Consider the following 26986-nt stretch of genomic DNA (forward strand, 5'->3'; position numbering starts at 1 on the left):
AGCCTAGCAACTGGGCGCAACTTAAACAGTTTGGGCATAACACGAATTAAGGATGCTTTGGAGGGCGCTCTATCTTAAATGGCTTACGAATGGGGATACCTTGGTTTTGCCTAATAAAACGAGATTGACTTAATTGGGCAAAGGAGACTTGGCTAAGAGACTTGATATTCCCTGCATCATAATTGTGATTATGACTACTGGCATCATGGTGGAATGATTCGTCATGGTTATGCTGATGACTGTGATGCTCTGATGTATGGGCGTGGGATGAAAAGCCGTGAGAGCGAGCTTCACCCAAAGCGGAGCTGCTGGTGCCTAATACAAGGATAAATAGCAAAGTAATGCTTAAGTATTTTGACATGACTTGGTTAAACATATTTGCCGTAAAAGTGCACAAGCTATCAGTTGACGTTGTTATAATATAACGTCTTTCTAATTGCAATCCCTTGACCATTACATTAGGTCAAGGCCGAATTTTTTCATGGTAAAGGCGACCATAAAAAAGCATATCACTGAGCTTAGGGCGCAAATTCCTAGCGACAGCCAAAACGAGTACCGGCTTAATAAAAAAGGGAAAATCAAAAACATAGGGAGGGTTGGTAGCACATACCAAAAGGTGTAATAAGCATGGTTTGCCAGCTTTTGTTGATCTTGGCCTTCGATATACATCCAAATGAGAGCCAATATAGTGACAGTAGGTAGGGCTGCAATGAGCGCGCCTATCTTATCACTTTTTTTTGCGACTTCGGAAATAAGCACCACGACTCCCGCGGTTAAAGCGTATTTGGTCACTAGCCACAACATATTACCTTCCTTGGTTTTGATAGCTTGAACAGTTTGACGCGGCTTATGGCGACAATCAGACAAGTTGTTAGTCAGCTTAGCAGAATCTTGCTGACTATACTCCCCCTGAGTATAGAATACTACCCCCCAGTATCTATCGGTGCTACATTGTTTGCTGATTGAATAATGGATAAGAGCGGCTATGGCACATACAACACGTGAACAAAATAAATTAAAGGCACGGGTAAGAAAAATACAAGGGCAACTCAATGGCTTAACTAATATGCTGGAACAAGAACATCAATGCCAAGATGTCTTACAGCAGATTGCTGCGGTTCGTGGTGCCGTAAACGGTTTAATGCGCGAAGTGATTAAAGGGCATTTATTAGAACATATCGCTCTAGAGCAGGATTTGGCTAAGCGGCAGAAGGATTTGGACGTTGTATTAAAAGTGCTTGATTCTTACATTAAGTGATTCCGTGCTAGGTGACGTTAGGGTAGAGCAAGGGGGGGCCTATTGCTTAAGCCCTCAGTTGTGAGCACCAATGATGGAATATCCTGACATCATCCCCCCCTGTAATTCTGCTTCCTTGTGGCAGATGATCGTCTAAAAAAAGAGCATTTGTCGCTCAAAAATATTCACCTATTGCTCACTGTTTTCTCAGCCCTTACACCAACATAACCTGAAGTGACGCCGATTGAGCAAAAGTTGGCATTAGAGAATAACCTTGATTTGGTTGATAATGGCTGGCATCGCCTATCCCAGTTACATGCAATATATCTATGTGAGCAACCGCAGTGAAGCGAAGATTGCATTGACCGAAATAGCCAACAAGCAAGAACAGTATTTTCTGGATCATAACCAGTATGCCAATGACTTAACTCAGCTTGGGTACGCGTCTGCCAGCATTGAAAGTAGCAGTGGTTATTACAAAATTAGTGTTTCAAATGTAAATCGCGCAGTTGATTTTGCTTTGCTGGCGACGGCCATCAATCGTCAAGCTAATGATGGTAAGTGTGCCCAGTTTAGTTTGAATTATTTACAGCAAAAAGGAGCAAGCAATGATGATTGTTGGCAGTAAGTTATCAGTGAAACCAGCGGCGTTAATCCGATTTGGATTAACTGGCATGGTGAGCGTTGGCTGGCTGTTTTCTCCAATAGCTCAATCTGGCCCTGCGGTGCAAGAATATAAATGCGCTTTGGTGCTGACCGATAATCAGCCTTTCATTGCTCATTTTAGTTATGAGTCGGAATACGAATCTATGTCGAAAATGGAGCAAGATGTGCTGACGCGCGCCAATGAAACTGTGTTTGATATTGATGGCGTCACCACTTTGTCGATCAAGCATTGGGTTGAGTGTATTGCCAAGCGGCATGATTTTCAAAAGCGAGATGCACAACAAATAGAGGCTCAATTTGCACAATAACCCCATGCTTATTGCTGGAGCAGCATTTGGTGCGAATTGAGTTGGTGAAGTATGACTAGGAGAATAAATATGGTGGGGCGGTATTTGGGTTTTACGTTGACAGAGCTACTTACTGTGGTGGCTTTGGCTGGCATTATTTTAATGATCGCCTTACCTAATTTTACCTTCTTATCAGCAGAATCAAGGGCCTATGCGAGCGTTAGTTCGAGCACTCGTGATCTGCTTTTTGCAAGAAATCAGGCGGTTAATCATTTGAATACGGTGGTTGCTTGTCCGCTTGCAAATGGAACCCAGTGTACAAATCAGTGGCATATGGGGGTGGATGTTTTTATTGATCATAATGAAAATGATGCGTTAGATACGGGTGATACGATTTTGAAGTCAGCGTCGGCATTTCATGAGTCAGATACCGTTAGTTTTTCCCAAACAAGCATTCGCTTTGGGGCAGATGGATTAACGCGTAATCTGTCTAGCTCTGCCATCATTTATTATTGTGATGAGAGCGAGACAGTCAAAAAAGGAGTCATCATTAGTATTTCAGGTCGCTCAAAAGTGGCTGATAACGATGTCGTGAAGCAATGCTCTTGAGATAAGGGGAGGGCGCAATCGGCGAGTCTTGAACCTTGCTTGTGGTCAAATAACGGCGCTGTGATTATGGTTTGGGGTTAGGCTTTTGGACTTGAGTTTGGAGCTCGGCGCTGGCCGCTTCAATGAATTTTTGCTCGAGTAAAGCATATTCATTTTTGGCTCTGGCTAATTCGGCTGCCAAATCGGTTGAGTCACTGGCCTTTTCGACCAGCTCCAGAAATTGTTTCTCGATGAAATCTTTTTCCCGAACAACGCGGCTTATTTCATTTTGCAGTTCAGTCAACTGCGCTTTGAGGGCGGTTGCGTCGGTGCTTTTATCTTCCTGTTGCAGCCGCTCTAACTCTTGCTCTAGCGAGGAAACGCTCATTTTATATTGTTCAATATCTTGCTCAGCAGCGCGTAGTTTTTCACTGAGTTGCTGATTCTCGACGCCGACCGCTTCGGCGTGGGCTTCCATTTGGGCTTGCTCTTCCGCGCTGGTGGTGGATTGGTTAACGGCCTCTTCCAATAGTTTTTTTAACTTCTCCTCCTGCTCATTGGCTTCCTTGCTGAAATTATCAAACTTAAGATAGCTTTCGTTTAAGGCGACGGTCATTTCGTCAATGATCTCCCCTGACTCGGTAGCCTGTTGCTTAAGTTGGGTAATATGTTGGGTGATATTGTCGTGAGTGCCTTTTGTCTCGGCTGGCAGCTCAGAGATAGCGGCGATTTGTTTGATTAACTTAATTTGCGCTTGGTAAACCAAGGTGAGTTTTTGGCTTTTTTGCTGGCTTTGTTTTAACGCGATGAGTAAATCAGCGGGGGGCGGATTAGCACTATTGTGTTGAATACCTTGTTTAAGTTTGGCAATGGTTAGCTCAGCCTGTTGCAATTGAAGTAACAAGGTTTTTTTCCCTTGTCTTTGCCAGTAATAAACGCCTCCCAGCACAATGAGAAAAAAAAGCGCCATTTCAATAACAAAAATGGTCATAAAGTGGTCGTCTTGCATTGTGCTACTCTTGAATAATTAGCCAACCTAGGTCTTTTTAGCATAATGCATAATTTTAAAATCAGTCGACTGGATAGCGATTTATGAGCACGCAAGCCGATTTTGAGGCGATAGTGTTTCGTTGTTGGCGACATTTTTGTGCAGTCAAACCTCGGCCCTTTGTATTGGGGGAGTTTCATCGTCAACATGGTTTGTTTACGCAAGGTGTGTTGGTTGAGTTGAACCCAGCTAAGCAGGGCATAGTGATCTTAACCGATGAACCTGTGGCGGCTAAGTTGGCCAGTGTGATGTTTGCTTGCCCGATAGCGAAATTAGGACAAGGGCAAATGCTGGATGCGTTAGGCGAGATGGCCAATATGATTGCTGGGCATGTTAAATCCGAGCAAGCTTTGCATGGCACAATAGCGTCGCCTATTGCTTTGTCTCGCCAACAAATTAAACAGCTTAATTTGGTGGTGGATGAGAGCCTTGCTTGTGCGTTGCAGCTAGATTCATCTGTAATTTATGTGCTGCTAGGGCAACAAAATCGGCTTTACCCAGCGGTGGCGGCTCGATCTTAGGAGAGGGATAATGAAGATATTGATCGTAGATGACAGTAAGGCAATGCAAGCCATCGTAAAGCGTTCACTAAAGGCTTGTGGTTATGGTGGCTGCGACATTCAGTTAGCTTGTGACGGTGTAGAAGCCTTAGCCATTATTAAGCAATGGCATCCGGATATTGTGTTATCAGATTGGTATATGCCCAAGATGACCGGTATTGAGCTATTGGAAGAGGTTAAGCGGCAGCGACTTGAAGTGAAAATCGGCTTTGTCACCTCTGAAACTGAAGCGGTTAAGCTACAACAAGCCAAGCAAGCGGGTGCCAGATTTGTGCTAACGAAACCTTTTACCGATGAGGCGTTATATCAGGCGATGTTACCGCTATTAGATGAGGAGGAGCAATTACCGGCCTCTGCGACGCGCTCTGAGCTTATTCATTTACCAAATATTTCAGCGTTGGCGATTATATTTAATGCCTTTGCTGCTAAAGAAGTGTTGCTAGAGGCTGTGCCGATTGGCCCTTTTCATAGCCGGTGGCTACCTTGTTTTTTAGCCGTGTTTGCTGACTCAAATAAGAAAGTTCGCGCAGTGGCCGTGATTGATTTTGCCGGATTAGCCATTATAGGAGCTTGCATTGAGGGGATAGCGGATCAGCAATTACATGAAATTATTAAAAAGAGAGCGATGCCTAAAGGCATGATGGCAAGAATAAACGATGTATTTAAGGTGCTTGGCACTAACTTGTTGGATCCGATAACGGGCGAATTTTTGTCTTTGCAAAGTATTAACTATGCTGCTAAATCGATGCCGAAATTGGAGAAAATGTTTAATAAACCAGCGCAAGAGCGGCTCGATATAGAATTAGCTGTGTTGGGATATGGTCAAGGTTACTTGACCTTAGTTTGCTCTTAGTCTGTTCTTAGCGTGCTCTGTAATTGTGGTTATAATTATTTTTATTTTAAATCAAAATTTTAGGTTGTTTTAGGCGGTGGTTGATGCCGCTGTAAGCCATGTTGTTAGCAAATTAAAGTCAATTGTTCGGCGTTGGATCTTGTTATTGTTGCTAATCATTCTTATTTTGATTTATAATTTGCGCAGTTTTTAGGCAAGTTATTGAAACAGGTTTGATTGTGTATATCTGCATTTGTAAAGGCATTACCGACAAAACAATACGCCAAGCGGTCGCTGACGGTAAAACATTTAAAATGTTAAAGCGTGAGTTGGGGCTAGCGACCCAGTGTGGAACCTGTATTGAAGCGGCTGTTACCGAATATCAGCAAGCGTTGATTGCTCAGCAAGCCGCGGTGCCAACCCTGTCGCCAGAAATTATCGCTGTTAAGCAGGTGGCATAAAAAAGCGAGCCGAAGCTCGCTTGTTCTGGATTCATTCAAACCTGACTCGCTAACCAAGTATGTTACCGACTGCTTTTTTCTCATTCTCTTCTTTTTCTTTCTGTGCTCTTACACTCGCTTCCAATAAGGTTTCTGCCTTACTTTGATCGGAAGTTGCTCGGGCATAATCTGTGTCTTCAATGCGTGAGCGAGCGGCACTTTGATTTTCAAAAGCGTTACTCAGTTGTCGTTGGTAAGAATCTGACGCATTAATTTGTGCGCCAAGGCCCGTTTGGTTCGATAGTAGCTGCTCTTGAGCAGCTTGGCCTGCAGCCAGATTATCGTCAACGCTTTGCGTGGTCACATTGATGGTGTCGAGGCCAAGATCACTGGCGTTATCAATACCTGCGACTAATTCATCTATTTCGGCTTGGATTGCACCTAATTCTTGTTCGCCATTGAGACCGTTGCCACTGGCCACCACAAGTTCATTGATCCGCTGAACGGAGTCGGATGAATTTTGTAAGCCGCTGCTCTCAATATTGGCAATGGACTGGTTGTAGGTTTCATTCGCATTAAGCTGTGCTGATTGATTAACTTGCGATGTGAGGCGCTGGCTTATTGAAAAACCAGCGGCATCATCTGCTGCAGAGTTAATGCGGCGGCCACTGGCTAATTTTTCGTTTTCCTCTTCTTCTTTCTTTTTCTGTTGTGAAATGATATTCGAAGATTGGAATGATGATGTTGCACCGATTTGCATAAGACCCCCAACAATAGCTTGTTGGTTAAATTGTAGCCTATCTAATGCGATTTACTTATATCATTTTAGCCAAAATGAACCTTCGCTTGGCAATATCGGTTATCAAACAGGATAGGGTTGCGTTAGGGGATAGGTTTAGCTCGGTGGTTATCAGCCGAGCTAAACCAAGTTAAACCGTCTAGCGAATGGCATGCCAAGTGCGAGGTTTGCCGTTGGCAAACAGGACCACACCTGTGCTTCTATCTGGTGTTGTGCTAGTTAGGTTTCTGCTATCACCCGGATAGCTAACGCCATTGTAATATAGACTGCGCCAACTGCCTGCAACTTGGGTGTAAAGCGTTTGCCAGTTGTGTTGCTGGCTTTGCCCCACCAAAATTGGCGATGCAACGTGTTCGGTGCGACTGAGGAATTGGTAGCCTTTGGCTGTGCCTTCAAACACCAACATCACGCAGCTTTGTTTGCTACACCAGTTGAGCAACACGATGGCATCATCAATACCGTCACCATTGAGATCATATTTTACTGAACTGAATTTGGTGTTGGCGGGTGATGTTCTGTGATAACGGAAATAGTCGGCAACCGCTTGCTGAACTTGGCGATCTAATCCAGTAGGATTAATGTTCGCGGCGGTAAAGCTACGTTGTTTCGGCTGTGCTTGCGGGGCAAGGGTGAGCACTTCTCCACCGGACATTTTGTCTAGCTGGAACACGCCACCTTGGTATTGGGTCACTATGCCAGCATTATTGGTTTGGTTGGCCATGAGTGCGAGACCATCGCGTTTGAAAATGATTTCTTTGGCGATGGGTTTACCTGCTGACTGAGTTAAAAATAGCGACACTTCGGTTGGGTTATTGGATTTCCAAAACCCAGATTCGGTTTTTTTACCTTGTTGCGTTTGGGTGACTAAGGTGGCTGAATAATCTTCGTTTAACGCCAGATCTATCGTCGTTTGGCCATAATGTAGCTTATTACCCATGTAGTTACCGATAATGCTGGTGTCGACATCCGGCCAAGCAGGCTCGGCGCAGCCTTGGTATTTACCCCATGCCGCATCTGCTTTGGCTTGATAACCCCAGTAAACTTGGCCGTTATCGCTGTAACAATGGCCCGGGTTGATACGTAACTGAAGCACAAAGCCATTCTTTCCGACTGCGCGAATATTGTTACGTTGGGTCGTCTCAAATTTGGATAAATTGATATCGTAAGTTTGGCTACTGGACTGGGTTGTAAAAGTTAGGTTTTGGCCGGCCACTAAGGCATTCCAAAATGGATTGTCGCCGTGGGCTTTAAAATGAAACCCTGTCACCGCCTTAGTGCATTGAGGTGATGTTTTACTGAGTGCCATATGGTGGACTCGGTCAACACGGATCGATGCATCGGTTTGGTTAACCGAGGGAACAATCTCACCGGCAAACTCAACATAGGTGGGTTCAAAAGCGCGAGGTGAGATCTTGTTATAAATTAATTTAAGATCATCGCCAAAGGTGAGAGGGAAAGCATCATCAAATCCACAAGGAGTAAACCATGCCTCGTTTTCACCTAAGGCAAGTTGGCCGCGAAAATTAGTCTCAAGCACTTGACTAAAAGGGACTCGAGCTAAGGTTTCCGATTCGGTGTTTATTGGGGCTTGGGGTGCTGGTTGAGGTGCTTGGGCACACGACCAAAGCAGGGGCAGCGAAAGCATAGTGAGCAATGAGTTAGATTTCATTTTAGGTCCCTTTAGCCAATCCATTTATCCCCCTTCTACTTTTGCTATGGCAGTGCTAGCGAGGCAAGCATCCCAATCAGATACGTTGATTTATGCAAATGGGGATCCGTTTACTCGTGCTTACATGTCAGTTCAAGTAGTTTGGGTTTATTTGTAAACATTATTTGCTTGATTGTAACAAAGTCAGCACGGAGCGAATTTCATAATTTGGGCTATTTTTGTGCGCTAGAGCAAAGAGTCGCAAATTTCCCAAGCATCGCCAAGTTTCAGTCCTGAAAGAAAAAATCTAATATCCAGTTGATGCTGGGTACGCGGTATTTATCTCGTTCTACTAATAATTCATGTTTAGCATGGCCGATGATGATTGGCTCTTCATCATAGCAAGGACGGCCCGCTTGCATTAAATTGGCACAAAATTGATTTTGGCCTGCGGGATTAACAATGGTGTCATCCGAAGCTTGCAATACCAGCAAGGGAGTGGTGATTTCAGCTGCATTGGCAATGATATATTCCGTCGCTAATATGGCCTGATTGAGCCATTGATGAGTGACTCCGCCGAGCTGTATTTCGGGGTGTGCTTGGTAAATTTGCCGAAAGTAATGATAACGCACCGAACTTTGTGTTAGTTCATTGTCGTCAAATGGGATGTTTTGATAGTTACCTTGCCCCGGTGCAAATTGGGGCGGGCGGCGGATCATGGCGTTGGAGCGAATCGCGGCGTTGGTAATGGATAGAGCCATTTTGGCACTAAAGGGGCCGAGATTAATATCAAACATCGGGCTACAAAATGCGGCTCGCTCGAAGCGAGCAGGGTGGTTCATTAAATATAAGGCCGCGATGGCACATCCCATGGAGTGGCCAACTAAGTAGGTATGCCGATAGCGCTCAAGTGATAATTCTTGGTCAACCCAATAGGCAAAGTCTGTCACATAGTCTGAAAACTGCACCACATGGCCTTGTTGTGGGTTATCTGTCATGCGCCCAGAAAGGCCTTGGCCACGGTGATCTATGATATAGATATCAAAACCTTGCTGCGCTAAGTCATAACTGAGCTCTTGATATTTTAAGTAGCTTTCAATCCGCCCGGGTGAAATAACAATGGCTCGAGTGTGCTCAGGGCGGCAAATACGGGTGTAACAAATACGCACGCCATCAACGCCAATAAACTCGGCGGGACGGCTAAACTGACGCCAAAATGGACCAATATGACTGGCGTATTTTTCCGGTAATTCGGATTCAAGTGTTAATTGATATTTGTTGTTGTAGGCCACGTTATTCTGCTGTGTCATCATCGCTAATATGATGTTAAGTTTACGTTAGTTTTGCTTTTTTACCGATCAAAATCCCACTAGGGGGCTATTTTGCTACAATCTGCTTACTTGTTACCGGCGCTATCGGCCTTGTTTTGGTCAGGTAATTTTGTTTTTGCGCGCTATGTTGCCAGTGATATTCCGCCAATTTCGTTAGCCTATTGGCGCTGGACTTTGGCTATGTGTCTTATTTTACCTTTTACCATTAAGCCGATTTGGCGTCAGCGTCAGTTGATTAAAACCCATTGGCTTAAGTTATGTCTACTATCAACGGTCGGCGTTGCCGGTTTTAATACTTGTGTTTACTTAGGGTTGCAAACCACTACGGCCACCAATGGCTTGTTAATTAATTCCATGATCCCGATTTTAATTATTCTGTGTTCGTTAGTGCTCGGAGTCAAAATTCGTTTGCTGCAAGGGCTTGGGGTGTTTATCTCTTTGCTTGGGGTGATTTTTCTAGTTTGTCATGGCGAGCTTGAACGCTTGTATCATTTATCCATCAACTCAGGGGATTTATGGGTGTTGTTGGCGGCCTTGTTGTGGGCCATCTATTCTATTGGCTTAAAGGTTAAACCTGCCGAGCTTTCGGCCATGGCTTTTCTGGGCTTTAGTATTAGTGTGGGAAGCTTAGTGCTTAGCCCTATTTACTGGTTTAATTGGGTCGATGAACCCGCGTGGCAGCTAAGCTGGCAAAATGGCAGCGCGGTGGTTTATACCGCGGTTTTTGCTTCCTTGGTGGCTTACTTTTGTTGGAATCAGGGCGTAAAATTAGTGGGCGCGAGTACCGCGGGTCAGTTTATTCATCTTATGCCTGTGTTTGGCACTGTGTTGGCGGTGGTTTTTATCGGCGAGCAATTAGCTTGGTTTCAGTTAATGGGGGCGATGGCCATCGGCTCTGGAATTTATCTTTCTTTACGTCAGCGTCAGCCAGTCAGCTAGTAAGTCAGTAAGCAATTTAGTCTTTATTAATGTGTTGAGGTCGGTATGACATTTGATGCGTGGTTAACCTATGCCGTGGCTGGATTACTGCTGAGTATTTCCCCTGGTGCTGGGGCGGTTAATACCATGGCCAATGCTATGAATCATGGCTTTCGTCGTGCGCTGGCGTCAATTTTAGGCTTGCAGGTAGGGCTTATCTTATTGTTTGCCTTGGTTGCGGTTGGCTTAGGGGCGGTGGTGGCGCAATCTACCTTAGCGTTTAACCTGATTAAGTGGGCTGGTGTTGCCTATTTAATCTATTTAGGCGTGATGAAGTTTCGCGAGCAGGGCTCGCTTAATGTAACGAATCTGCCCGTGGCACCTAAGTCCTTAACCAGCATGTTTACCTACGCCATGCTGGTTAACATTACTAACCCGAAAAGCATCGTGTTTTTGCTGGCTTTGTTGCCCCAGTTTATTAATCCAAATGAGCCCCAAGCGCCACAGTTTTTGATCTTAGCTAGCACATCGGTCGTTATCGATACTTGGGTGATGTTGGGATATGCACTGTTGGCGACACGCTTAACTGTGTTGATAAAAAGCGACAAGCACATGCGCTTACAAAACCGTATTTTTGGTGGGCTTTTTATTGGTGCTGGCACCTTGTTAGCTGCGACAAGTCACAAATAGTACTTTTGGATCCAGTAGCTTAGCGCTTAAAGGTGTCTTTTTTTGCCGCTATTGCTATGGTTGATGCTCCTTGTTTTGGATAATTGTTTATGAGAAATACCGTAGCTCCCATTTTATCTCAGTTAAATCAGGTGGTTCTAGGCAAAGAGCAGCAAGTAGAATTAGCCTTGGTGTGTATCTTAGCGGGTGGACATTTATTGATTGAAGACTTGCCAGGTATGGGTAAAACCACCTTAGCGCAAGGTTTGGCCACCACTTTGGGGTTGAGTTATCACAGGGTGCAGTTTACCAGTGATATGCTGCCAGCGGACATTTTGGGGGTTTCTATCTTTGACCCACAACAGCAAGCATTCCATTTTCACAAAGGACCTATCTTTAACCAAGTGTTATTGGCCGATGAAATCAACCGCGCTAGCCCAAAAACTCAAAGCGCACTGCTTGAGGCCATGGCCGAGCAGCAAATTAGTATCGACAGTGAAACCTACCCTTTACCCACGCCATTTTTTGTCATCGCCACGCAAAACCCCCTCGATCAAGCAGGGACCTTTCCTTTGCCTGAGTCACAGCTAGACCGCTTTATGATGCGGATTGAGCTTGGCTTTCCGGATGCCAAGGCCGAGCTGGCGATGTTGCAAGGTAAGCAGTTTAGTCAAGTGAGTAAGGTGATTGATGTGGCGCAGCTGCTTGAAATGCAACAGCAAGTGAAGGCGGTGACCGCCAGTGAATCTGTACTCAATTATTTATTGCGTTTGATTGGTCATAGCCGCTATAACGCCACCTATCCTAACCCATTATCACCGCGTTGCAGTAAAACCTTATTGCAAGCGGCTAAGGCAAAGGCTTGGGTAGCGGGGCGCGATTACCTCTTACCCGATGATATCCAAGCTGTGTTTCCTGCAGTGGCGGATCACCGTTTAGGTCTGCTTGGCGGCCCTCAAGCCGGCGGGGCGGCGTTAAGTGAAACCTTGTTGCATGCGGTGGACCCTTTGGTCTAAGGGGGAATCATTGCAGGTTCATCAATGGGTTAGCTCGCGCTTTGATAAATGGCTGAAGAAAAATGTGCCTTCAAGCTCGCGTATTGTGCTTAGTCGGAAAAACTTGTTTATCTTGCCGACTTGGTTCGGTGTGATTTATTTAGTGACATGTTTTACCTTATTTTTACTGGGGACTAACTACCAGAATAACTTAATTCTGTTTTTATCTTTTCTGCTCTCCAGCGTGTTTGTTAGTTGTTTATTGCTAAGCCACAAAAATATGTCTGGGCTGGTTTTAGATGCTGCCGACCCCGAGCCGCAATTTTCCGAACAGGTGATGGCTTTTCCAGTAAAAATTAGCCACAGATCAGAGCAAGGTCAGTTCTATTTTAGTTTTCAAAAACAAGTGCATGTGCTCGATGCTGTGATTAAGTCGCAGCAGGTGGTGGTTTATGCGCAAACGTCGCAGCGAGGCTATTTTGAGCCCGGTCGATTGACCGTTTACAGCTTGTTTCCGCTGGGGCTATTTCGCGTTTGGAGCCATGTCGATTTAGGCTGGCAAGGGCTGGTTTACCCAAAGCCGATCGACGCCAAATTGTTACTTGATAGTGACGCGGGTGATCAGCAAGCGGATTTAGGACGCAGTCGAACTAAGCCGGGCTTTGATGAGTTTGCAGGATTAAAGACCTATCAAGTCGGCGAATCGCTTAAATCCGTGGCATGGAAGCAATTAGCCCAAGGGCGGGGTTGGCACAGTAAGGCTTTTGAGCAAGCGCAAGGTGCACCGGTGTGGCTAACCTTAAATGAACAAACAGGGCGAGATTTAGAAACCAAGCTAGGCCAATTAACGTCGCAAGTGTTACAACTCGATGAGCAAAATGCTCTGTATGGGTTACGTTTGGCTGGGCAAGAAATTGTTCCAGCGCAAGGCCCAAGCCATAAACTTCAATGCTTAGCTGCTTTAGCCACTTTTGGCCTTTCGACGCGAACAACAATTGGGGCTAACTAATGGAGCAGTTTCTTAAACGCCATCATTTACTGTTGATTCTACTTTGCTATTTCACCACGACCTTTTCTTTATCGGCGCAAATTCATTGGCTTATCTTTGTTCTGGCCTTATTTTGTATCGGCTGGCGATTAGGCATTTATTTTGGTCGCTTAGCAGCGCCTTCGGTATTGGTGAATCGCTTTGCTGCGGTTTTAGGCGCGGCCTTGTTGATGAGCGTGGTATTTAGCCAAGGGTTATTCAGCGCCATGATGCACCTGATTGTGCTGGGCTATACCTTGAAGTTTTTGGAGCTCAGTGCGCGGCGCGATATCAACGTCTTTATTTGCACCGGTTTGGTATTGGTGGCGGTGTTTTATGTCTTTGAAACGTCTATTTTAATGGCCCTATGGGGCATAGTGTTAGTGGTGTTTCATTTGGCCTTGGCAATCAGCTTATATGGCGCGCACCTTAGCCAGACAAGCCAAGCTAAATATATAGGCTGCTTGGTGTTGGTGAGTTTACCTTTAGCCCTATTGCTGTTTTTACTGCTCCCTCGATTGCCGCCAATGTGGAAGTTGCCTTTGCAAAATCAAGCCACTACTGGGCTTTCTGACACGGTTAATCCGGGCGATATTGCTGAGCTAAGTCGCTCCAGTGAGCTGGCATTTAGGGTGAGTTTTGAGGGGGAGGTACCCGCCCCAAATGAAAGATATTGGCGCGTGATGACCCTAGATCAGTATCAAGCAAACCAATGGTCACAAAGTGACTCAATCAAAAATGCCATCGATGTAGCGCAACGAGGCGGTCAATTCAATGTAGAGCTAATGGGAACGATGCAGTCATATGAACTGATCCTTGAGCCCAGTTTTCAAACTTGGGTGCCAAGTTTGGCGGTTAGCCAAGGGCGTGCAAATCGGGCGAACCTAATGGCTAACTATACCTTGCGTAATGAAATCCCTATTAGTCAACGCACCATGTTAAGGCTGCTGCAGTTTGCCGATACCAAGATGCATTACATGGATTTAACCATGGCGCGGCAAAACACGCTGTTGCCCGATAGTGGTAATGAGCAAACCCGCGCTTGGGCCGCTCAGCTTGCGGCGCAGCCAAGTTCGGCGCAGCAAAAAATCAATCTTGTTTTGCAACGCTTTGCAGGAGAACGTTTTAGCTACACCTTAAAGCCACCGCCTCTAGGGGCGCAGCAGATGGATGATTTTTTGTTTAATACCCAAGCGGGTTTTTGTGTTCATTATGCAGGCAGCTTTGTTTACATCATGCGATTGCTAGGATTGCCTGCACGAATGGTGACTGGATATCAGGGCGGGGAATGGGATCCTGAAGGAGGCTTTCTCACCGTACGTCAATACGATGCTCATGCTTGGGCCGAAGTGTACCTCGATGGCCATTGGCAGCGATTTGACCCGACCGCTTTTGTGGCTCCAGAGCGTGTAGAGCAAGGACTTGAGCTCGCCTTACCTAACGAGTTTTTAGCCGATGATACCTTGAGCTTGCTAAAGCTTCGCAGTAACCCCATGTTAAACCAGCTTTACCTGGCTATGGCTCAGTTTGATTATTTGTGGGCGGTTTGGGTGTTAAATTACGATAACCAAAAGCAGTTTGAGTTGATCAAACGTTGGTTTGGGGAGTTGGATTTCTTTGGCCAGATTTGGCTGTTCATCGGTTTGTTTGTCGCCACTATCACATTGATGTTGTTATGGAATTTAAAACCATGGCAACGTGCCCGTTTAAGTAAAGAAGACAAGCTTTTACTGCGATTACAAAAACGATTTAGGGCCGACGTTGGCGATCGCCAGCAAGGTGAAACTGTGACGGATTATTGTCAGCGATTGAGTGAAAACGCAGAATTTGACTCTGCACAAGCGCAGCGTAAACGAAACGATCTGCAGCAGTTTGCGCATATTTATAATGCCTTAAAGTATGCGCCTTTGAGTGATCAACAAAAGCAGGCAAGCATTGAGGCATTACGTCAGTTGCTGCGTGGCCTTTAGGGTTTGTTTTTACAGCTTGCTTGGCTTTAAGTAGAATGGCGAAATATTTTAAACAAGGGCGAAACATATGTCTGCGCAGTTACATTTGTCGGATCAACGTATTTTAGAAGCGGTTCGTGAGGTTTTTCAGGTAGAGTCGGATGCCCTTAAGCGCCTTGCGACTACGGCGGATGCCAGCTTTATCGAAGCCATACGCTTGATTAAACATTGTCAGGGACGTTTGATCGTTTGTGGTATGGGAAAATCCGGCTTAATTGGTAAAAAAATTGCTGCCAGTTTTGCTTCATTAGGTCAGCCCGCATTTTTCTTGCATCCTGGGGAAGCGTTTCATGGCGATCTTGGCATGGTGCAACCTGATGATGTGATGCTGCTGTTATCTTATAGCGGAGAGACCGATGAAGTGCTTAAAATCATCCCTTCGATTAAGCACTTTGGTAATAAAATCATCGCCATAACCGGTGGCTTAAATTCCAGCCTTGCCACCAACGCCGACATAGTACTCGATGCCAGTATAGAAAAAGAGGCTTGCCCCAATAACCTCGCGCCGACGACTTCAACCACGGTTGCTTTGGCCATTGGTGATGCCTTGGCTGCAACCTTAGCCCTTGAAACCCAATTTAGTCCGATGGATTTTGCTAAATATCATCCCGGCGGCAGCTTAGGCCGACGCCTATTAACTCGCGTCAAAGACGTGATGCGCAGCGACAATTTGCCAAAAGTTGCGCCCACTACGCCGATTACCGATGCCCTTATGGTAATGACCGAAACCCGCACAGGGTTAGCCCTCGTGATGCAAGACGGAGAGTTGGCTGGAGTGATAACCGATGGCGATGTACGTCGGTATCTATTAGCCGGCCATCAAGTAGCGAGCGGTGTAGCGCAAGACATGATGACGCGATCACCCAGAACGGTTCAGCAGTCTTGTATGTTGGCACAAGCAGAAGAGTTAATGCGCGAGAAGCACATTAAGTGGCTAGTGGTGGTTGATGAAGCTCAGCAAGTGACCGGTATTTTAGAGTGGAGCCAATAACGCTTTTTAGTGTTTCAAATAGCATAAGGCCGAACTAGATGTTCGGCCTTATGCTTTTCGCCTTTCGATATTTTTATTGGTTCGAGCTTACAACTTAAAGCGGCGCACCGACTTAGTCAGTATGCTAGCTTGTTGCAATATATCGTCACTGGCTTGTGAGGTTTGAGTGGCAGCCAAATTAGACGCTTCGGCAATATCGCGTATGTTAACGATATTCTTGTTCACTTCGGCGGCTACGGTGCTTTGTTCTTCGATTGCGGCTGCGATTTGGGTGCTGGTTTCGGAGATATCGGTGACATCTTGAGTGATTTGTTCGAGCAACTCACCTGCTAGTTTGGCTTGCTCGGTACTCTCTTGCCCTTGAATATGGCAATCGCGGATCAGCGCCACTATGCTGCCGGTTTTTTCTTGTAGGGAAGAAATGATATTGCTGATCTCTTGCGTAGAGTTTTGGGTGCGCTGTGCTAAGCTTCTGACCTCATCGGCAACCACGGCAAAACCACGACCTTGTTCGCCAGCACGGGCGGCTTCAATCGCCGCGTTTAAGGCTAATAGGTTGGTTTGTTCGGCGATGCCGCGAATAACTTCTAGTACTTGACCTATAGTTTGACTCTCTTGCTCTAGCTCTTCTACTGCGCCCGATGAGCGGGTTAAGCTGTCTGCCAAGATATTAATTTTTTTGATGGTTTGCTCAACGCTCTGGCGCCCTTTTATGGCGTTCTGGTTGGTGTTTTCAGCCCGGCTGGCAGCGGCTTCAGTGTTATTAGAAATTTCTTCTATGGTACTGCCCATTTCGGTGACAGCGGTTGCGACCATGTCGGTTTCATCAAGCTGGCTTCTCATCCCTCTTTGGGTTTCTGCTGCATTGAGTGATAGCTCTTCGGATGCGCTGGATAAGGTGTCGACAGCATGGTTTACATCCTTGATAAGCTCTTGGAACGTACTTAGCATCTCATCAAAGTTTTGCCCGACATCGGCAATTTCATCGTGGCCGATAACATTTGCTCTTTTACCTAGGTCTTTGTCCAAATTAATTTTTCTAATGGTTGATGTGATATGGTTCAGTGGGATGATAATGCTGCGTGAAAGCAAGATGCTAAATAAAATGATGGCACCAATAATGGCAGCGAAAATGATGATGCCTTGCAGTTTGGCATTCGCGCTAGCGTCTTCAATGATGGTGCGAATTTGACTTTCTACCGTGTCTAAAGCCGATTCGGTTTGTTGGATGGTGCTTCTTAGCTCGCCCATAAGGCCTTCTTCAGGGGTGAGACCAATTTCAACCATTTTGTTTACATAATCATTAAAGCGCTGTTTGTAATTAGTTAGCGTTGTTTTTGTTTGACCTTGATTGGTGCTGATCACCTCATCAATCAATTTGTTAAAGCGCTCAAGGTATTTAATTTCAAAGCGCAGCATAAAATCTTTTTCAAAGCGTCTTAGCATCAAGTAATCAGCCAAGGCTTTGTAATCGCTGCTATCTTTATACACTTGTTCGGTGGCGTGAGCACTTTGCCTAAGGGCGCCGTTTAGCCCTGTTTCATGATCTAAGCCTGCCGCAACTTGCAAGGTGACCAGCCGATTGAAGAGTTGATGATAGTCTTTCATGGCTTGGATGGTCAGATCTAAGTCGGCCATAGGTAAGTCATTTTCAATATAAAAAGATTTTAGTTGGGCGAGATGTTTGTTGGCGAGCTCGATGGTTTCATTAAATTGGTCTTGATATTTAAGCTCATTTCGCGTAAGGAAGTCTTTTTCATTACGGCGCAGGGTCAGCATGTCCGTTTTAATAGACTCTGCGACGAGTAGGGTGTTGGACAGTTTTTCGAGTTCATTGGTTTTGCCGATTAACAAGAAAAACAGCAGTAATAGACCCGCGGTAATGACCACGCTGTTGGCGATAAACTTATGTTTGATTAGCATGCAAGTCCCATTGCGTCAGTTATGCTTGCGTTAAGTTTAGACGGGATTTTTTAAGAGGGGGAATTCAAGGCTAAAAAAATAGCCTTGAATTGATGTTTATTTGTTTGATTTATATTTTAAATATTTTTACCGCCTGATGTAGTTTGGTGGCCTGTTCAAGTACTTTTTCACTGGCTGTGACGCTAGCATCTGCCGTGTGTTGGCTAGTTTGCGCACTGTCTTTAATGTTGACGATATTGCGATTCACTTCGTTAGAGACCAAGCTCTGCTCTTCAATGGCGGCGGCAACTTGGATGCTCATGTCTGAAATAAGGCTGACGTTTTGGGTTATTTCGTTAAGTAATTGGCCGGCCAGTTCGGCTTGATGGCTGCTTTCTTTGCCTTGTTGGTCACAGGCCGCAATTAAACCAACGATGCTTCGTGTGCGTTGTTGTAGTGACTCGATGATTTCACTGATCTTATGGGTCGACTCTTGAGTTCTTAAGGCTAAGCTCCTTACCTCGTCTGCAACAACGGCAAAGCCTCGCCCTTGTTCACCCGCTCGAGCGGCCTCAATCGCTGCATTGAGGGCTAATAAATTGGTTTGCTCGGCGATACTCTTAATCACTTCAAGCACTTGATCTATGGTTTGGCTTTCTTGTTCGAGTATGGCGACAGCCTGCGAAGATTCGCGTAACTTTTGGGAAAGTTGGGTAATTTTAACTAGTGTATCTTCAACGCTTTGTTTGCCCTCTAGAGCACTGTTATTGGTGGCTTCAGCGACTTGGGCTGCATTTTCGGTGTTTTGCGCAATTTCTTCGATAGTAGAGCCCATTTCGGTCACCGCAGCAGCCACTTGGTCGGTTTCATCTAGTTGCTTACTAATTTCGGATTTATTGCGGTTGGCGTTAAGAGATAGCTGTTCAGATGAAGCGGATAGTTGACTGACAACCTTATTAACATCATCAATGATGTGTTGGAAATTCATCAGCATATTATTGAAGCTGCGTCCTAGCTGGCTTAGCTCATCTTTACCTTGGGCATCGGCGCGTAAACTCAGATCGTTTTGTTGCTCAACTCGTTCGATAATACTAACCAAGGCATCAATAGGTTTGAGGACGATGCGGCTGATATAAATATTCACTACGATTAATGTGACGATAATAATCACAAACAGGATTAACGCTTGTTGGGTCATTTCATCGATCCGTTGATCGATGAGTTTTTGCAGATCTTGGGCTACTTGCGTTAACTCATCTTCAGTGTTCTTGATGGTTGTGCGCATTTGTCCAAGTAAACCTAGATTATGGTCTAATCCGAGTTCAGACAAGGTTTTAACGTATTGATTGAATGCGCTATCGAAGGTTTTAAGTACCTCCTGGTCTTGACTGGATAGCTGCGGCAACATGGCGCTGACTTGCTGATTAAGGCGCTCAGCGTATTTCAGGTCATGGCGCTGCATAAAATCTTTTTCGTTGCGTCTGATCATTAAGTAATCGGCTAATAACTTATCATTATTGTTTTGTTTAATATGTTGTTCTAATTGGTGAGCCGCTTGGCGCAGTTCGCCGTGTAGCCCCGATTTATGATCTAGACCTAGTTGTTGTTGCAGCGACACTAATTGATTGAATTCTGATTGATAGGTGGTAACCGAATGAGCTAATTGGCTTAGTAATGGACTTTGCTTGCCTGTCGATAAATAAAAGGCATTTAGCAGGGCTATTTTCTCTTGGGTACGAGTGATTTCTTGGTTAAATTTGTCGTGGTATTTGAGGTCTAAGCGCGCCAAAAAATCTTTCTCGTGTTTACGCAACACTAACACATGGTTATTAAGTTGTTCGGCTTGCCCCACCTTAACGCCAAGCTCTTTAAGGGTGTTTGATTCTTGTAGCAGCAGTAACAACAGCGCCAGCAGTCCAAGTCCTGTGAGTAGCGTGTTAATCAGCATTTTTTGTTTAATTTTCATTGGCTGAACCTTCCAAAAGCGAGTTTGACAAAGCAAATCTCTAGAATTTGTTGTAGGCTAGCAATATATTAGAAAAGCCACTTCTAAAACAGATGGTTAACCTGATTGAAGTGGCTATCTGTGAAGGATAATTTGGTATTTTGTGATCTTAGTGTTAGAGATAGCTATTTGCTCGTTTCTAGCTTGATGTCATTGTTATTTACAAAAGCTATAACTGGGTTGCGAGATAACACTTTATTGTAATAAAGCTTGCCTGCGATAAGGCCAGCAATAAAGCCGCCAATGTGCGCCGACCAAGCAACACCGGCAGAGCTTTGTACAAAGCCATAAATATTGAGCCCAAGCCAAATCATAAAGTAAGCCCAAGCCGGCAAACGCGCTTGATAGATAACAAACATATAGCTGAGCTTGGCCTTTCTAAAGAGTACGATATAAGCGCCAAATAGCCCCGCCACGGCACCGCTGGCACCAACCATAGGAGCCATTTCACCAAGGTGGACGCCATAGAAAGCAAGCCCTCCAATGACACCGAAGCCCAAATATAAGAGCAAATAAGGCACCTTACCTAGCGCATCCTCAAGGTTGTCGCCAATCACGTAGAGGAAGTACATATTGCCTAGTATATGTAACCAGCTGCCATGCAAAAATTGGTAGGTTAATAGTGTCCATGGTGCATTACTGAAATAGATAGGATCCATCACCAATGCCTGACTCAGCAAGGGCTCAGGTACTAAGCCAGTCAAGGTGAGGATGAAGACGAGAAAATTAATCACGATAAGGGATACGGTGACGACCGGAAAATGTTTCGGTTTTAGATTGTACTCAACTGGCATTTGGGTAATAAACTGAAAGATGTAGCTAGCAAAGTTGTTGGTTTTATTTAGTGCCAACATGGCTTGGCGTAAGCTGGGAGTGTGTTCAACTTGCTCTAATTCGTGTTTATCGATCCAGACCCCGTTGCAGCTGGTACACAAGTCAATCTCAACATCGAAATTGTCAATGATTTTAAATGTGTCCAGTGATTTCGAACAATCCGGGCAGGCTTTGTCACTGGTATTTACATAGGCGCCAATATTGTCCTTTAAACTATGTTGTTGCTGCTGATGAGCATAGCTGGCTTCTAGTTCGCCACCTTCAAACCATAAGCCGCCGCATTCGGTGCACAGGTCGACTTCTTGGTTTTGGTATTGGGTTTGTTTTAGCGGCTGTTTATAGCAACATGGACATAATTTGTAGTTGTTCGAATAATGCATAAGGCTTGTTCTTATTTAGCTTGGTACGACAAAAGTTGATCAGCATTGACATCATGCTGGCTCAAAACGCTTTTGATCTGTGCTAGATCGGCTTCCATATAAGCAAGGGTTTGCTGCTTGGTTTGTTGAGACAGGTTTTCTAATCGCTCGATAATGACGTTGCGTCCTAGATATCGTTTATCTAATCGCATCAAGAGATCATCTACCTCGTTATGAAAGCGCCTAACTCCGGTGAGTATCGGGGCGGGTGTTTCCATGGTGCGCGGCGAGAAACGCATGGCCTGCCAAATATAAGTGTCGAACTTGGGTCGGTCTTTTTCGGCATGATAACTATGGCCTTGGCGTAAGTAGTCTATGGTGCTGTCTAGTTTGACTAGGTTGTCATTTAGCTCATCTTTGAGGGAGCGTCTAAGATGATAATTATCGGTTAAGTTGTTAATGTCATTAAAGGTCATGGCTTGCGACATACCTTCTTGTGAGGCAAGGTAGACACCTAGCATGGTGGCGATTAACATGAAGACTTGACCGACCCAGAACCCTGTCTTTATAAGATCTGAGTTATCCAGTTTTTTCACAGCGGATTTAATCGGGATGGTTTTTGGCATGTATTTGTACTTCGTCCTTGAAATTACACATGGGATGCAAAAATGCGATTGCTGGTGAATTCTACAAAATCATCATATTTTTGTCAGTTTCTATCTAGGGTGAATGCTTGCTTTGTCCAATTTATTTGATCTTGGCTGTTTGCCGCTGCCGATAAGGTATTGTTGATGAACCAACGCAAGGGTTTTCTTTGGCCTTGTTACTGTATTTTGCGTCGAGCTTGGCGTGATTGGCTATTGTGCTGGATTTGTTTGTGCTCCTTTTTTGCCACGGCCATGGATTTATCTTGGCTGGCTGCAGGTGAGATGGAGTTGAATCGTATCAATCTAGCCGATGCCTGTCCGAAACGTTATGCCCAAGGCATCGTTATAGCCAAAGACTTAAATGCAGATCCTGTCATTTTCATTGATGAAGTCCATTGGTCGCTCACTTGCACATCGGTTAATAAGCCGCAGGCACGCAGCAATGAGCCGAGTCCGCAAGTGACACCGCAACAAATGCTGAGCAATGTAGCGGATTTACTCAGCCAATTAGATCTAGTGGGGCAAGTTGCACAATTACCCAATGCAAGGCTAGAAGTTAAGCGGATTCGCTTGTATCAAGAACAAAAACCTTGGCTTGAGCCTTGGCAATTACAAGCCAAAATTAGCCCTAAGCGGATCGATGTCAGTTTGCAGCAGAAAGCGAATCAATTCACCTTGGGCTTAGACAGGCCATCATCACAATGGCAGTTGGACGCTAATTTAAGCGCAGCGTTGTTAGAACAACTCAATTTGCCATTACCGGTTCCCATTAAGCTGCAGCCGCAAATCAAAGTCAGTGGTCATTTACTTAAGCCATTAATGATAGGGTTACAGGTTTCCTCGCCTTTAACTATGATGCCTTGGCTAGAACAAGGGCAATTAAACGCCAAGGCACAATTAGATTTGGCTAAACAGCGCGTGTTGTTAACAGAATTTAATCTGTTATCCATGTTGCGTTGGCAGCAATTAAAAGTGAGTAAAGGGCAATTAATGCTGGCTGAACCCGCTGTGGTGGATTTAACGCAAGCGAACATTAACCTTGAACTGGTGTTACAAAAAGCCAAATGGGGTAAGCACAATCTGCCCGATATTCGACTGAGCAGTGATACCCGCTATCAAGTCGCTCGTTCGCGCTTGGAGGCGGCTATTTCCCTGTCGAGTTTACATCAGTTAGTTGAAGCTAAACTGACGTTAGCGAGGGCGCAATTGAGTGTTGAGCTAACCCCTGGCGCGCTCAATCTAGCCGAGGCAAGCAAGGCGGCAAGCGGATTGCGTTGGCTTGATAAGACCCAGATTGATAGCGGTCAAATAGGCTATCAGGGCCGCGTGAATTATCATTTAAAACGTCAGACTGGTGCTGTGGATCTAGCCATTAACGCTGACAATATCAGTGGCTTGGTGCAAGATGTTGTAGTGCAAAACGCAAAGCTAGATTTGGCCCAAGGCTATGATATAGAGCAAATGCAATGGCGCTCTAGGCTAGATGACAATCATTTAAGTATCGATATGCTCGATGTCGGGGTGCCTTTAAGCGCCATTAATTTGGACTTTAAAGCCGACATAAACCAGCCTGAAATAAGGGATTTAAGTGCATATGTGTTAGGTGGCGAGCTGCGCATCAAACGCTTTAAACCTCTGGCATTAGGGCGTACCGATGTGAGCCTCAAAGGAGTGCAATTGGCGGGTCTATTGGCTTATGGCCAATTACCCGGCGCGACAGCTACTGGCGTGTTGGATGCCAACATTCCTTTGCTCAAAGAGACCGATGGCTTTCATATTTACCAAGGTGAAATTGCCGCGCGTGCCCCAGGCGGCCATATCGCGATCCCCGATTCTGACGTGGTTAAAAGTATTGCTAGCACCAACATGGGCGTAGAGTTTATTTTTAAGATCCTTGAAGACCTTCGCTATTCTGACTTGGTGGGTAAGTTAAACTATCAGCCTAATGGTGAAATGCAAATCGAGGCGAAAATCAAAGGACAAAGTCCGCATATCAGTAAAACGCGGCCGATAGAGTTTAATTATTCCCATCAAGAAAACCTGATACAATTATTACGTAGTTTGCGTTTTTCCAATGAGTTGGAACGAAAAATTGAGGACAAATATTTATGATAAGGATCCTAGTGCCTTTGAGTTTAAGCGTTGCGTTGCTCGCTTGTACGCCAAGGGTGGAAGTCGCGATGCCTGATAAGCCGATTACTGTCAATTTGAATGTTAAAATAGATCATGAAATCCGCGTTAAAGTGGATAAAGATCTTGAACAGATTTTCAGTGACGAAAGCGGATTATTTTAAGGAGTTTAGGATGAAAAAATGGCTACTGATTTTACTAACAGCCTTAAGCTTTAACGTATTGGCGTTAGACTTACAGTCTGCTAAAGACCAAGGATTAATTGGTGAGCGACCTGATGGTATGGTTGGCGCGGTGCAAGCATCGGCCGAAGTTAACAGTATCGTGGCATCCATTAATGCCCAGCGCTTAGATGCGTATAAAAAAATTGCCGCGAAAAACGGTATGACCACGGAGCAAGTTGCTATCTTAGCGGGTGAAAAAGCGCTGCAAAAGACGCCTTCGGGCCAATATATTATGAACGGCGCCGGCAAGTGGGTTAAAAAATAGCTCGCAAATAATCGTGTATGGAGAAGAGCCGATATTTACGAGTATCGGCTTTTTTATTTGCTTGCTTATCCAAAGCTCGGGTTAGTTAAGGTTTTTTGATTCGTTGAGCGCATGCCTGTAATCAATAAAAAGGCTTGCTAACAAAGTAACGATAGCAGTAGGTTCAGTTGATAAAACAAGGTTTATATATGCGTCCTCCTCTGGCTGAAAAACGCCCCTTTTTTATTAAACATCATCAAGATATTCGCCAAGATGATTACTATTGGTTGCGCGATGACAGCCGCAGTGACCTTGATGTACTGGCCTATTTAGAAGCCGAAAATGCCTATTGTGAAGCCAAGATGGCGGCTCATGCGCCACTGCAGCAGGCCTTGTTTGAGGAAATGACGGCTCGCCTGCAGCCCGATGACGCTAGCGTGCCTTACTTTAAGCGCGGATATTGGTATCAGCAGCTGTTTGTTAGTGAGTGTGACTACCCCAAATTAGTGCGTTATGCCAAGTCACTTGACGCTGAGCAAGAATGTTTGCTGGATTTAAACCAGCGTAGTCAAGGTCATGATTTTTATGAGCTGGGTGATGCTCGCGTCAGTCCAGATCAACAGCGTTTGCTATTTTGTGAGGACGTTTTGGGTGGGCGCTTGTATCAAGTTTGGCTACAAGATATCGCCACGGGTCAGGTGTTAGAGCAGGGGCCGCAAGGTACGTCTGGCGATCTGGTATGGGGCAAAGACAGTCAGCATTATTACTATGTTAAAAAGCATCCGCAAACCTTAGTACCTTTTCAGGTATGGCGTCATCTTGTTGGCCAAGATTTCAGTGCAGATAAGCTTATCTACCAAGAGCCTGACGACAGTTACTACCTTGGTATTCACGCTTCTCGCTCCGAGCACTATTTGATTATTGGCTGTTATGCCAGTACGACGAGTGAGTCGCACTTAGTTGATCTGACTGATGTGAATGCCGATACCAAGTTGTTGCAATCGCGACAGCAAGGTATCGAATATGATCTCGACCATTTTGCTGGGCGGTTTTTTGTCAGAACTAACGCCTTAGGTAAAAATTTTTGCTTACTGGCGGCGTCCGATAATTTGAGCGAGTCCTCTGAATTAGCTTTTGCTGATTGGTCGATATTGTGCGCCGCACAAGAGGACGTGTTGCTAGAAGATTACCAGTTATTTGATGACTACTTAGTGGTGCAGCAGCGCAGTAATGGTTTGGTGCATTTGAATTATCGTGGTTGGCATGACAATCATTTTAGCTTAGTGAACTTTCATGATCCCTGCTACAGTGCTTGGCTTGGCCATAACCCCGAGCCAAGCTCAACGCTAATGCGCTTTGGTTATTCGAGCTTAACCACCCCAACCAGTACCATACAGATTGATTTAAGCAATGGCCAACAAACGCTATTGAAACAACAACCCGTATTGGGCGACTTTGAAATAGCGAATTATCATAGTGAACGGGTGTGGATAACGGCGCGTGATGGAACTCAAGTCCCCGTGTCTTTGGTTTATCGTCAAGGACAACCTCTGGTTACTCGGCCTATGCTTATTAGCGGCTATGGGGCTTATGGTTTAAGTGAAGACGCCGTGTTTCGCAGCGATGTTTTATCGTTACTGGATCGCGGCTTTATCTATGTGATTGCCCATGTTCGAGGCGGAGAAGAATTAGGTCGACACTGGTATGAAATGGGTAAGTTAGCAGCTAAGCACAATACCTTTAATGACTTTATTGATGTTACGCGAGGCTTGATTGCGTTGGGCTATGGCGATAGCCAAAGAGTATATGCCGTTGGCGGCAGTGCGGGTGGCCTGTTGATGGGGGTGATTGCGAACCAAGCCCCCAGTTTGTTTCATGGCATAGTGGCTCAGGTGCCCTTCGTTGATGTATTAACCACTATGCTAGATGAGTCATTGCCTTTGACGACGGGTGAATATGAGGAGTGGGGCAACCCTAATCAGCAACCCGACTATGAGTATATAAAATCTTATAGCCCGTATGATCAGGTTCGCCAACAAGCTTATCCAAACTTACTGGTGATGACGGGGTTACATGATTCTCAGGTGCAATATTGGGAACCGGCAAAATGGATAGCTAAGTTACGACAATACCATATAGGCGAACAAGTGCTGCTATTGCATACGGATCTCGCCGCGGGCCATGGTGGTAAATCCGGCCGTTATCAGCAATATCATGATATTGCGATGGAATACGCTTTTATTATTGGTTTGGCTCAAGCTTGTTCAGATAAGTAATGCTCAAGCTCATCAATCAGCTGCGCTTGAAGTGTGGCCACTGACTCCCAGTGCTGCTGAATGGGTTGTTGTTTAAATGTGTTTAACGCTATTTCTAATGGTTTGGCACAGACTAAGCTGGTGGTTCCCTGCAAGGTAATTAGCAGCTGTTTCAGGCGTTGCTCATCTTGCTGCTCAAAGGCTGTTTGGAGTAGGGTTAAATCACTGTTGGCGTGGCTTAAGTAATCCTGCAGCAAGGCAATCCGCAGTGCCGGATGATTTAATTTAAGCTCAAGCACTGCCTTATCTAACACGTGGTAAATCATACTAACCTCCCCCTA

28 protein-coding genes and 1 pseudogene are annotated in these 26986 nt (G+C 45.2%); 17 read left to right on the top strand and 12 right to left on the bottom strand.

Annotation, left to right across the window (positions count from 1 at the left end; all coding sequences use genetic code 11):
* Nucleotides 1-46: 46 nt before the first annotated feature.
* Both ACK8OT_RS07340 and ACK8OT_RS07345 read right to left on the bottom strand, forming a co-directional pair.
* Nucleotides 47-361 carry a hypothetical protein gene (locus ACK8OT_RS07340; protein WP_410195847.1) on the bottom strand — a complete coding sequence of 105 codons (315 nt, stop codon included), beginning with the start codon at nucleotides 359-361 and terminating at the stop codon, nucleotides 47-49.
* A gap of 92 nt (nucleotides 362-453) precedes the next feature.
* Nucleotides 454-804, bottom strand: a complete 351-nt coding sequence (locus ACK8OT_RS07345; protein ID WP_410195848.1) for a DUF3147 family protein — start codon at nucleotides 802-804, stop codon at nucleotides 454-456.
* Between the two features lie 181 nt (nucleotides 805-985).
* On the opposite strand from ACK8OT_RS07345, the gene rcnR reads away from it, so the two are divergent.
* The 4 genes from rcnR (at nucleotide 986) to ACK8OT_RS07365 (ending at nucleotide 2799) form a co-directional block, all read left to right on the top strand.
* The gene (gene rcnR, locus ACK8OT_RS07350) at nucleotides 986-1258 is read left to right on the top strand and encodes a Ni(II)/Co(II)-binding transcriptional repressor RcnR (protein WP_410195849.1); all 273 of its coding nucleotides are present in this window, start codon (nucleotides 986-988) and stop codon (nucleotides 1256-1258) included.
* 268 nt (nucleotides 1259-1526) lie between these two features.
* Complete coding sequence (locus tag ACK8OT_RS07355) at nucleotides 1527-1865, top strand: type IV pilin protein (protein ID WP_410195850.1); 339 nt, start codon at nucleotides 1527-1529, stop codon at nucleotides 1863-1865.
* Entirely contained in the window at nucleotides 1846-2211 is a 366-nt protein-coding gene (locus tag ACK8OT_RS07360; protein WP_410195851.1) for a hypothetical protein, read from the top strand. The genes ACK8OT_RS07355 and ACK8OT_RS07360 overlap by 20 nt, the downstream gene beginning before the upstream one ends.
* Before the next feature lie 69 nt (nucleotides 2212-2280).
* Entirely contained in the window at nucleotides 2281-2799 is a 519-nt protein-coding gene (locus ACK8OT_RS07365) for a GspH/FimT family pseudopilin (RefSeq protein ID WP_410195852.1), read from the top strand.
* 64 nt (nucleotides 2800-2863) lie between these two features.
* Here ACK8OT_RS07365 and ACK8OT_RS07370 read toward each other — a convergent pair whose 3' ends face one another.
* A complete protein-coding gene (locus tag ACK8OT_RS07370; RefSeq protein ID WP_410195853.1) occupies nucleotides 2864-3787 on the bottom strand; it encodes a hypothetical protein in 924 nt (307 codons plus the stop codon).
* Nucleotides 3788-3870: 83 nt separating this feature from the next.
* Between ACK8OT_RS07370 and ACK8OT_RS07375 the strand changes: the two genes are divergently transcribed.
* The 3 genes from ACK8OT_RS07375 to ACK8OT_RS07385 all read left to right on the top strand — a co-directional run bounded on the left by ACK8OT_RS07375 (nucleotide 3871) and on the right by ACK8OT_RS07385 (nucleotide 5679).
* A complete protein-coding gene (locus ACK8OT_RS07375; protein WP_410195854.1) occupies nucleotides 3871-4347 on the top strand; it encodes a chemotaxis protein CheX in 477 nt (158 codons plus the stop codon).
* Between the two features lie 10 nt (nucleotides 4348-4357).
* Nucleotides 4358-5239, top strand: a complete 882-nt coding sequence (locus ACK8OT_RS07380) for a response regulator (protein ID WP_410195855.1) — start codon at nucleotides 4358-4360, stop codon at nucleotides 5237-5239.
* Nucleotides 5240-5457: 218 nt separating this feature from the next.
* On the top strand, nucleotides 5458-5679 hold the full coding sequence (locus ACK8OT_RS07385) for a (2Fe-2S)-binding protein (protein WP_410195856.1): 222 nt from the start codon (nucleotides 5458-5460) through the stop codon (nucleotides 5677-5679).
* 49 nt (nucleotides 5680-5728) lie between these two features.
* Here the strand turns inward: ACK8OT_RS07385 and ACK8OT_RS19395 are convergent, their stop codons facing one another.
* From ACK8OT_RS19395 to ACK8OT_RS07400, 4 genes and pseudogenes are all read right to left on the bottom strand, one after another.
* Nucleotides 5729-6022 (bottom strand): flagellin, encoded by a 294-nt coding sequence (locus ACK8OT_RS19395; protein WP_486348276.1) that lies wholly within the window; start codon nucleotides 6020-6022, stop codon nucleotides 5729-5731.
* A gap of 87 nt (nucleotides 6023-6109) precedes the next feature.
* A pseudogene (locus ACK8OT_RS19400) lies at nucleotides 6110-6337 on the bottom strand (flagellin N-terminal helical domain-containing protein); the annotation flags it as partial.
* 259 nt (nucleotides 6338-6596) lie between these two features.
* Nucleotides 6597-8126 carry a hypothetical protein gene (locus ACK8OT_RS07395; protein ID WP_410195858.1) on the bottom strand — a complete coding sequence of 510 codons (1530 nt, stop codon included), beginning with the start codon at nucleotides 8124-8126 and terminating at the stop codon, nucleotides 6597-6599.
* A gap of 266 nt (nucleotides 8127-8392) precedes the next feature.
* Nucleotides 8393-9397: an alpha/beta fold hydrolase gene (locus ACK8OT_RS07400; RefSeq protein ID WP_410195859.1), complete on the bottom strand. Its 1005-nt coding sequence runs from the start codon at nucleotides 9395-9397 to the stop codon at nucleotides 8393-8395.
* A gap of 90 nt (nucleotides 9398-9487) precedes the next feature.
* On the opposite strand from ACK8OT_RS07400, the gene ACK8OT_RS07405 reads away from it, so the two are divergent.
* The 6 genes from ACK8OT_RS07405 to ACK8OT_RS07430 all read left to right on the top strand — a co-directional run bounded on the left by ACK8OT_RS07405 (nucleotide 9488) and on the right by ACK8OT_RS07430 (nucleotide 16045).
* Complete coding sequence (locus ACK8OT_RS07405; RefSeq protein ID WP_410195860.1) at nucleotides 9488-10375, top strand: DMT family transporter; 888 nt, start codon at nucleotides 9488-9490, stop codon at nucleotides 10373-10375.
* Nucleotides 10376-10420: 45 nt separating this feature from the next.
* The gene (gene rhtB, locus ACK8OT_RS07410; protein ID WP_410195861.1) at nucleotides 10421-11044 is read left to right on the top strand and encodes a homoserine/homoserine lactone efflux protein; all 624 of its coding nucleotides are present in this window, start codon (nucleotides 10421-10423) and stop codon (nucleotides 11042-11044) included.
* A gap of 89 nt (nucleotides 11045-11133) precedes the next feature.
* Nucleotides 11134-12039: an AAA family ATPase gene (locus tag ACK8OT_RS07415; protein WP_410195862.1), complete on the top strand. Its 906-nt coding sequence runs from the start codon at nucleotides 11134-11136 to the stop codon at nucleotides 12037-12039.
* A gap of 10 nt (nucleotides 12040-12049) precedes the next feature.
* Nucleotides 12050-13027, top strand: coding sequence for a DUF58 domain-containing protein (locus ACK8OT_RS07420; RefSeq protein ID WP_410195863.1), 978 nt, complete (start codon nucleotides 12050-12052; stop codon nucleotides 13025-13027).
* The gene (locus tag ACK8OT_RS07425) at nucleotides 13027-15015 is read left to right on the top strand and encodes a transglutaminase TgpA family protein (RefSeq protein ID WP_410195864.1); all 1989 of its coding nucleotides are present in this window, start codon (nucleotides 13027-13029) and stop codon (nucleotides 15013-15015) included. The genes ACK8OT_RS07420 and ACK8OT_RS07425 overlap by 1 nt, the downstream gene beginning before the upstream one ends.
* Before the next feature lie 67 nt (nucleotides 15016-15082).
* A complete protein-coding gene (locus tag ACK8OT_RS07430; RefSeq protein ID WP_410195865.1) occupies nucleotides 15083-16045 on the top strand; it encodes a KpsF/GutQ family sugar-phosphate isomerase in 963 nt (320 codons plus the stop codon).
* Nucleotides 16046-16132: 87 nt separating this feature from the next.
* On the opposite strand, the gene ACK8OT_RS07435 is transcribed toward ACK8OT_RS07430, so the two are convergent.
* The 4 genes from ACK8OT_RS07435 to ACK8OT_RS07450 all read right to left on the bottom strand — a co-directional run bounded on the left by ACK8OT_RS07435 (nucleotide 16133) and on the right by ACK8OT_RS07450 (nucleotide 21771).
* On the bottom strand, nucleotides 16133-17968 hold the full coding sequence (locus ACK8OT_RS07435) for a methyl-accepting chemotaxis protein (RefSeq protein ID WP_410195866.1): 1836 nt from the start codon (nucleotides 17966-17968) through the stop codon (nucleotides 16133-16135).
* 109 nt (nucleotides 17969-18077) lie between these two features.
* The gene (locus ACK8OT_RS07440; protein WP_410195867.1) at nucleotides 18078-19913 is read right to left on the bottom strand and encodes a methyl-accepting chemotaxis protein; all 1836 of its coding nucleotides are present in this window, start codon (nucleotides 19911-19913) and stop codon (nucleotides 18078-18080) included.
* A gap of 164 nt (nucleotides 19914-20077) precedes the next feature.
* Nucleotides 20078-21166, bottom strand: coding sequence for a rhomboid family intramembrane serine protease (locus ACK8OT_RS07445; protein ID WP_410195868.1), 1089 nt, complete (start codon nucleotides 21164-21166; stop codon nucleotides 20078-20080).
* 11 nt (nucleotides 21167-21177) lie between these two features.
* The gene (locus tag ACK8OT_RS07450; protein WP_410195869.1) at nucleotides 21178-21771 is read right to left on the bottom strand and encodes a hypothetical protein; all 594 of its coding nucleotides are present in this window, start codon (nucleotides 21769-21771) and stop codon (nucleotides 21178-21180) included.
* 165 nt (nucleotides 21772-21936) lie between these two features.
* Here ACK8OT_RS07450 and ACK8OT_RS07455 point away from each other — a divergent pair, with 165 nt between their 5' ends.
* The 4 genes from ACK8OT_RS07455 to ACK8OT_RS07470 all read left to right on the top strand — a co-directional run bounded on the left by ACK8OT_RS07455 (nucleotide 21937) and on the right by ACK8OT_RS07470 (nucleotide 26666).
* Nucleotides 21937-23904, top strand: a complete 1968-nt coding sequence (locus ACK8OT_RS07455) for an intermembrane phospholipid transport YdbH family protein (protein ID WP_410195870.1) — start codon at nucleotides 21937-21939, stop codon at nucleotides 23902-23904.
* The gene (locus tag ACK8OT_RS07460) at nucleotides 23901-24086 is read left to right on the top strand and encodes a YnbE family lipoprotein (protein ID WP_410195871.1); all 186 of its coding nucleotides are present in this window, start codon (nucleotides 23901-23903) and stop codon (nucleotides 24084-24086) included. The genes ACK8OT_RS07455 and ACK8OT_RS07460 overlap by 4 nt, the downstream gene beginning before the upstream one ends.
* 10 nt (nucleotides 24087-24096) lie before the next feature.
* Nucleotides 24097-24411: a YdbL family probable chaperone protein gene (locus ACK8OT_RS07465; RefSeq protein WP_410195872.1), complete on the top strand. Its 315-nt coding sequence runs from the start codon at nucleotides 24097-24099 to the stop codon at nucleotides 24409-24411.
* A 188-nt stretch (nucleotides 24412-24599) separates the two neighbouring features.
* On the top strand, nucleotides 24600-26666 hold the full coding sequence (locus tag ACK8OT_RS07470; protein ID WP_410195873.1) for a S9 family peptidase: 2067 nt from the start codon (nucleotides 24600-24602) through the stop codon (nucleotides 26664-26666).
* Here the strand turns inward: ACK8OT_RS07470 and ACK8OT_RS07475 are convergent.
* A complete protein-coding gene (locus ACK8OT_RS07475; protein ID WP_410195874.1) occupies nucleotides 26645-26971 on the bottom strand; it encodes a hypothetical protein in 327 nt (108 codons plus the stop codon). The two genes, ACK8OT_RS07470 and ACK8OT_RS07475, sit on opposite strands and share 22 nt — an antisense overlap.
* Between the last annotated feature and the right edge of the window lie 15 nt (nucleotides 26972-26986).

Origin of the sequence: Motilimonas thetidivivens (assembly GCF_046452435.1) — a bacterium.
In the GTDB taxonomy this organism is placed as follows: domain Bacteria; phylum Pseudomonadota; class Gammaproteobacteria; order Enterobacterales; family CBDFNC01; genus Motilimonas.

What these genes read in the sequence shown, in the direction of transcription:
- ACK8OT_RS07340 (WP_410195847.1), bottom strand. Translation starts at nt 361, where the DNA reads ATGTCAAAATACTTAAGCATTACTTTGCTATTTATCCTTGTATTAGGC.
- ACK8OT_RS07345 (WP_410195848.1), bottom strand. Translation starts at nt 804, where the DNA reads ATGTTGTGGCTAGTGACCAAATACGCTTTAACCGCGGGAGTCGTGGTG.
- rcnR (WP_410195849.1), top strand. Translation starts at nt 986, where the DNA reads ATGGCACATACAACACGTGAACAAAATAAATTAAAGGCACGGGTAAGA.
- ACK8OT_RS07355 (WP_410195850.1), top strand. Translation starts at nt 1,527, where the DNA reads ATGGCTGGCATCGCCTATCCCAGTTACATGCAATATATCTATGTGAGC.
- ACK8OT_RS07360 (WP_410195851.1), top strand. Translation starts at nt 1,846, where the DNA reads ATGATGATTGTTGGCAGTAAGTTATCAGTGAAACCAGCGGCGTTAATC.
- ACK8OT_RS07365 (WP_410195852.1), top strand. Translation starts at nt 2,281, where the DNA reads ATGGTGGGGCGGTATTTGGGTTTTACGTTGACAGAGCTACTTACTGTG.
- ACK8OT_RS07370 (WP_410195853.1), bottom strand. Translation starts at nt 3,787, where the DNA reads ATGCAAGACGACCACTTTATGACCATTTTTGTTATTGAAATGGCGCTT.
- ACK8OT_RS07375 (WP_410195854.1), top strand. Translation starts at nt 3,871, where the DNA reads ATGAGCACGCAAGCCGATTTTGAGGCGATAGTGTTTCGTTGTTGGCGA.
- ACK8OT_RS07380 (WP_410195855.1), top strand. Translation starts at nt 4,358, where the DNA reads ATGAAGATATTGATCGTAGATGACAGTAAGGCAATGCAAGCCATCGTA.
- ACK8OT_RS07395 (WP_410195858.1), bottom strand. Translation starts at nt 8,126, where the DNA reads ATGAAATCTAACTCATTGCTCACTATGCTTTCGCTGCCCCTGCTTTGG.
- rhtB (WP_410195861.1), top strand. Translation starts at nt 10,421, where the DNA reads ATGACATTTGATGCGTGGTTAACCTATGCCGTGGCTGGATTACTGCTG.
- ACK8OT_RS07415 (WP_410195862.1), top strand. Translation starts at nt 11,134, where the DNA reads ATGAGAAATACCGTAGCTCCCATTTTATCTCAGTTAAATCAGGTGGTT.
- ACK8OT_RS07425 (WP_410195864.1), top strand. Translation starts at nt 13,027, where the DNA reads ATGGAGCAGTTTCTTAAACGCCATCATTTACTGTTGATTCTACTTTGC.
- ACK8OT_RS07430 (WP_410195865.1), top strand. Translation starts at nt 15,083, where the DNA reads ATGTCTGCGCAGTTACATTTGTCGGATCAACGTATTTTAGAAGCGGTT.
- ACK8OT_RS07435 (WP_410195866.1), bottom strand. Translation starts at nt 17,968, where the DNA reads ATGCTAATCAAACATAAGTTTATCGCCAACAGCGTGGTCATTACCGCG.
- ACK8OT_RS07440 (WP_410195867.1), bottom strand. Translation starts at nt 19,913, where the DNA reads ATGAAAATTAAACAAAAAATGCTGATTAACACGCTACTCACAGGACTT.
- ACK8OT_RS07445 (WP_410195868.1), bottom strand. Translation starts at nt 21,166, where the DNA reads ATGCATTATTCGAACAACTACAAATTATGTCCATGTTGCTATAAACAG.
- ACK8OT_RS07450 (WP_410195869.1), bottom strand. Translation starts at nt 21,771, where the DNA reads ATGCCAAAAACCATCCCGATTAAATCCGCTGTGAAAAAACTGGATAAC.
- ACK8OT_RS07455 (WP_410195870.1), top strand. Translation starts at nt 21,937, where the DNA reads ATGAACCAACGCAAGGGTTTTCTTTGGCCTTGTTACTGTATTTTGCGT.
- ACK8OT_RS07460 (WP_410195871.1), top strand. Translation starts at nt 23,901, where the DNA reads ATGATAAGGATCCTAGTGCCTTTGAGTTTAAGCGTTGCGTTGCTCGCT.
- ACK8OT_RS07465 (WP_410195872.1), top strand. Translation starts at nt 24,097, where the DNA reads ATGAAAAAATGGCTACTGATTTTACTAACAGCCTTAAGCTTTAACGTA.
- ACK8OT_RS07470 (WP_410195873.1), top strand. Translation starts at nt 24,600, where the DNA reads ATGCGTCCTCCTCTGGCTGAAAAACGCCCCTTTTTTATTAAACATCAT.
- ACK8OT_RS07475 (WP_410195874.1), bottom strand. Translation starts at nt 26,971, where the DNA reads ATGATTTACCACGTGTTAGATAAGGCAGTGCTTGAGCTTAAATTAAAT.